The organism is Paraburkholderia sp. Ac-20336, from assembly GCF_017105025.1.
Lineage (GTDB): Bacteria > Pseudomonadota > Gammaproteobacteria > Burkholderiales > Burkholderiaceae > Paraburkholderia.
The window spans coordinates 1-238 of record NZ_JAAGPS010000126.1 but is presented as its reverse complement, the minus strand read 5'-3'; the positions used below and the strand labels follow the sequence as shown (position 1 = coordinate 238).

The 238-nt window shown below is 42.9% G+C and carries 1 protein-coding gene; it reads left to right on the top strand.

The window, feature by feature from the left end; genetic code table 11:
* Window positions 1-183 (top strand): hypothetical protein (locus GXB81_RS31930; protein WP_205990658.1); only part of this gene is annotated, 183 nt, incomplete at its 5' end.
* Window positions 184-238 lie beyond the last annotated feature (55 nt).

Genomic DNA, 238 nt, shown 5'->3' with positions numbered 1-238 from the left:
GAGATGAAGTACGGAAGGATAGAGATTAAGGAGGAGGGTAAAAGGGAAGGAGAGGAAGAAAGAGAGAGAGAGGGAGAGAGAAGGGAGAGAAAGAGGGCGAAGAGAGATGAAAGGGAAGGAAAAGAGGCGAGAAAGAGGAGAGGAAAGAAGAGAAGAGAGAAGAAGGAAAACAAAAAGGAGTAAATGAGGGAGAGAAGGAGATAGAAGAAGTAGAAAGTGGAGAAGTTTTTTTTTTTTC